Raw genomic sequence first — 3988 nt, forward strand, 5'->3', positions numbered from 1 at the left:
TGGCTGGTCCGGCATCGGATCCGGCATCTGGCCGGGGCCCTGTCCGGGCCGGCGCTGGGCCGGCGGCGGGCTGCTAAAGTCAACGGATAGTTTCGATGATTACACTTTCTGTTGCCATCGACCGTCAGGTCGCCGGTATCCGTACCATGATGGTGGACACTCGCGGGCCGGGTCCGGATACGACGGTCTTCCAGACGCTCCCGCCTGGCGCGCGGCGTGTCCCGTCAGGTAGGACGGTGCGTCCCACCTGACGGGTCGGCGCGACCGCTGGCCGGCATCACCGTTGTCCGGCATCACTAGTCCAGGGGCGGCCGCCCCACGTCCCCACCGGAGCCTGTCACCGTGTCTGTCCGTGCCGATCTGCGTAATGTTGCGATCATCGCCCATGTCGACCACGGCAAGACGACGCTCGTCGACGCGATGCTGCGGCAGTCCGGTGCCTTCGGCGAGCACTCCGAGGCCACCGACCGGGTGATGGACTCGATGGACCTCGAGCGCGAGAAGGGCATCACGATCCTCGCCAAGAACACCGCGGTCCAGTACGGCGACGTCACGATCAACATCGTGGACACGCCGGGCCACGCGGACTTCGGCGGCGAGGTCGAACGCGGCCTGTCCATGGTGGACGGGGTCGTGCTGCTCGTCGACGCGAGCGAGGGGCCGCTGCCGCAGACCCGGTTCGTCCTGCGCAAGGCGCTGGAGGCCCGGCAGCCGGTCATCCTGGTCATCAACAAGGTGGACCGCTCCGACGCCCGGATCGCGGAGGTCGTCGACGCCACCTACGAGCTCTTCCTCGACCTGGACGCGGACGAGACCCAGATCGACTTCCCGATCGTCTACTGCAACGCCAAGGCCGGCCGGGCCTCGCTCGACCGCCCCGCCGACGGCGGCAACCCCGACTCGCCCGACCTCAAGCCGCTGTTCGACGTGCTGTTGACCACCATCCCGGCGCCGGTCTACGACCCCGAGGCGCCCCTGCAGGCGCTGGTCACCAACCTCGACGCGTCGCCCTACCTCGGGCGGCTGGCGCTGTGCCGCATCCACAACGGGACGCTGCGGCGCGGGCAGACCACCGCGCTGTGCCGCGCCGACGGCCGCGTCGACCGGGTAAAGATCACCGAGCTGCTGGTCACGAAGGCGCTGGAGCGGGTGCCGGGCGAGCAGGCGGGGCCCGGCGACATCATCGCCGTCGCCGGCATCCCCGACATCATGATCGGCGAGACGCTGGCCGACCCGGACGACCCCCGGCCGCTGCCCGTCATCACCGTGGACGAGCCGTCGATCAGCATGACGATCGGCATCAACACCTCCCCGCTCGCCGGCAGGTCCGGCACGAAGTTGACCGCGCGGCTGCTGCGCAACCGGCTGGACGCCGAGCTGGTCGGCAACGTCTCCATCCGGGTGCTGCCGACGCAGCGGCCGGACACCTGGGAGGTCCAGGGCCGCGGCGAGCTGGCGCTGGCGATCCTGGTGGAGCTGATGCGCCGGGAGGGCTTCGAGCTGACCGTCGGCAAGCCGCAGGTCGTCACCAGGGAGATCGACGGCAAGCGGCACGAACCGGTCGAGCGGCTCACCATCGACGCTCCCGACGAGTACCTCGGGACGCTCACCCAGCTGCTGGCGGTCCGCAAGGGACGCCTCGAGCAGATGATCAACCACGGCACCGGCTGGATCCGGATGGAATACCGGGTGCCGGCCCGGGGGCTGATCGGCTTCCGCACCGAGTTCCTGACCGAGACCCGCGGCACCGGGCTCATGCACCACGTCTTCGACTCCTACGAGCCGTGGTTCGGCGAGTTGCGCACCCGGGCGACGGGGTCGATGGTGGCCGACCGCGCCGGCGTGGCGACCGCCTACGCCCTGTACAACCTGGGGGAGCGCGGCACCCTGTTCATCGGGCCAACCACCGACGTCTACGAGGGCATGATCGTCGGGGAGAACTCCCGCGCGGACGACATGGACGTCAACCCCACCAAGGAGAAGAAGCTGACCAACATGCGTTCGTCCACCGGGGACGAACTGGTGCGGCTGACCCCGCACCGGCAGCTCTCCCTCGAGCAGGCGCTGGAGTTCTGCCGCGAGGACGAGTGCGTCGAGGTCACCCCCGGCCCGGTCCGGCTGCGCAAGGTCGCGCTGACCGCGGCCGAGCGGGAGAAGCTCCGCTCCCGCCGCCGCGCCAACTGACCCCGACGGCCGCGGCAGCCCCGGACCGAGGCCGGCCGTTGCCAGGGCCCGCTATCGTCGGCCGTTTCGATATTTTTCCCGGAAGTATTTCTCGCACAGGAACGCTATCGGGATGCCGGCCGCCGTGAGGGCATCCCGATGGTGCCACCAGTCGCTGTCCGTGCCGACCGCGATACGAGCTCCGCCGTGTGCGGCGGCTGTCGCCACGAACTTGCGGTCGGACGGATCGAAGTCGGCGAGAGCGGCGTCGTCCGGGAATTCCAGAAAATTTCCTTCGGCGTCCGGTGTGATCTCGACCCGGCTGCAGCATGCCTCGTTGTACTGGTTGTTCTGCGCCCAGCGAAAGAAGGCGTCGCCGATGCCGGGCTGGCCGGAGAAGTTCAGATGCCTGGCATATTCAGCTGTGATGAGACCGAGCGTGTCCAGCACGATTCCGCCGTGGGCGACCAGGTCCTGTAACAGGCCGATGCAGGCCAGCTCGCATTCCGCCGGCCATTCGTCACGGCCGTTGGCCACGATGGCGACGCCCGTGCCGACGACATGTTCCGGCGTCGGCTGCCAGACGCCGGGTCGTGGTCAGGCATCCGTGCCTCCGCGGGCTGTGCGCAGCCGATGCTCGGCAGACAGGCGCGCGACCGTCGCGATGTCGCTGAAGTCGTCCCCGAAGAATCCGTCGGGCCAGTTCCTGATATTGCCGGTCTCGTCCAGCTCCAGCTCTCGTAGCACCGATCCGTCCGGGCCGTACTCCACGAAGTAGAGCGCTACGTCGCCAGCGGTCACGACTCCCTCGGCAAGGCGACGCTGCAACCGCCGTAGCAGATGTTCGCTGTGGCTTTCGATCAGGAACTGAACGCCCTGCGTCCGCGCGGCGTCGATGAAAACGTCGGCCAGCTGTGACTGGACGCTCGGATGCAGGTGGATCTCGGGCTGCTCGAAGATGACCGTGCCGCTTCTCTCGGCATAATACGACTGGACGAGCACGGGGAGGATCTGGGAGACACCGAATCCGACGTCGGTCAGCAGTACCTCGGGGGAGTCAGGCCGTGTCCGCACCACCAGCTCGAATATCCGCCGTCCCGCGACGAGCTCCCGCAGTTCGAACGAATGGATGACCTTCATGTCCCGCAGCCAGCGCCCGACCTGTTCCGGTAGGGACGCGCCGCTGCCGTCCCGCACCGGGCCCGAGACGGAGCCGGCGGTTATCTGTGCGGCCAGCAGCGCCTCGACCGCCCGCTCGCCCTTCTTCCCGACATCGGACGGGACGGTGCCCGTCCACAGGTAGCTTCTTCTCGGGTTCTCCCGCATCGGGCCGACGTATGAGATCTTGGCCAGGGCTCGTTCGAACTCGTATTCCAGACCGCCGAGTGCGTTTATCTCGGTGGGTGGGATATCGTCGAGTTCCGGGAATCCATAGAATCTTGTCGGAACTCCGAGATTGTGTCTTTCGCTGTGGCTGACGCTGTGCAGGCGGTAGGAGTCCGGTCCGTTCCGATTCACCGAGAAATACTCGTTCGCGATCGAGTAGCCGAAGTTGTCGACGGCAAGTGGTCCGTCGGGGGCCTGTATGATCTTCGCGTCGAAGTGCAGTGGGGCATAGTAGTCGTCCAGGAGGATGAAGCCTTCGAGGAGGTCGGTTCTTTCGCCGGTCCAACTGATGGTGAACGACAGGCTGTCGGCTGCCCGGTGGTTGTGAACAAGATCGTTGAAGGTGCCCAGTTCGACGAGGGAGTTTGCGTCACCGAGGTCGAGAACGCGCCGGCGGTCGGTGTTGGCCGCGCTCTGTCTGAGTAGCAGCAGGAGTTGG

3 protein-coding genes are annotated in these 3988 nt (G+C 67.4%); 1 reads left to right on the plus strand and 2 read right to left on the minus strand.

Annotated features, from left to right (window positions below; translation table 11 throughout):
- Positions 1-342: 342 nt before the first annotated feature.
- The gene (gene typA / locus AC5LUJ_RS12605) at positions 343-2184 is read left to right on the plus strand and encodes a translational GTPase TypA (protein ID WP_250283576.1); all 1842 of its coding nucleotides are present in this window, start codon (positions 343-345) and stop codon (positions 2182-2184) included.
- A 51-nt stretch (positions 2185-2235) separates the two neighbouring features.
- On the opposite strand, the gene AC5LUJ_RS12610 is transcribed toward typA, so the two are convergent.
- Both AC5LUJ_RS12610 and AC5LUJ_RS12615 read right to left on the minus strand, forming a co-directional pair.
- A complete protein-coding gene (locus AC5LUJ_RS12610; RefSeq protein WP_250283578.1) occupies positions 2236-2613 on the minus strand; it encodes a hypothetical protein in 378 nt (125 codons plus the stop codon).
- A gap of 147 nt (positions 2614-2760) precedes the next feature.
- Positions 2761-3988: AAA family ATPase (locus tag AC5LUJ_RS12615; protein WP_493464976.1), on the minus strand; the 1228-nt coding region annotated here is incomplete at its 5' end.

This window comes from Protofrankia sp. CiP1_Cm_nod3 (genome assembly GCF_982290655.1).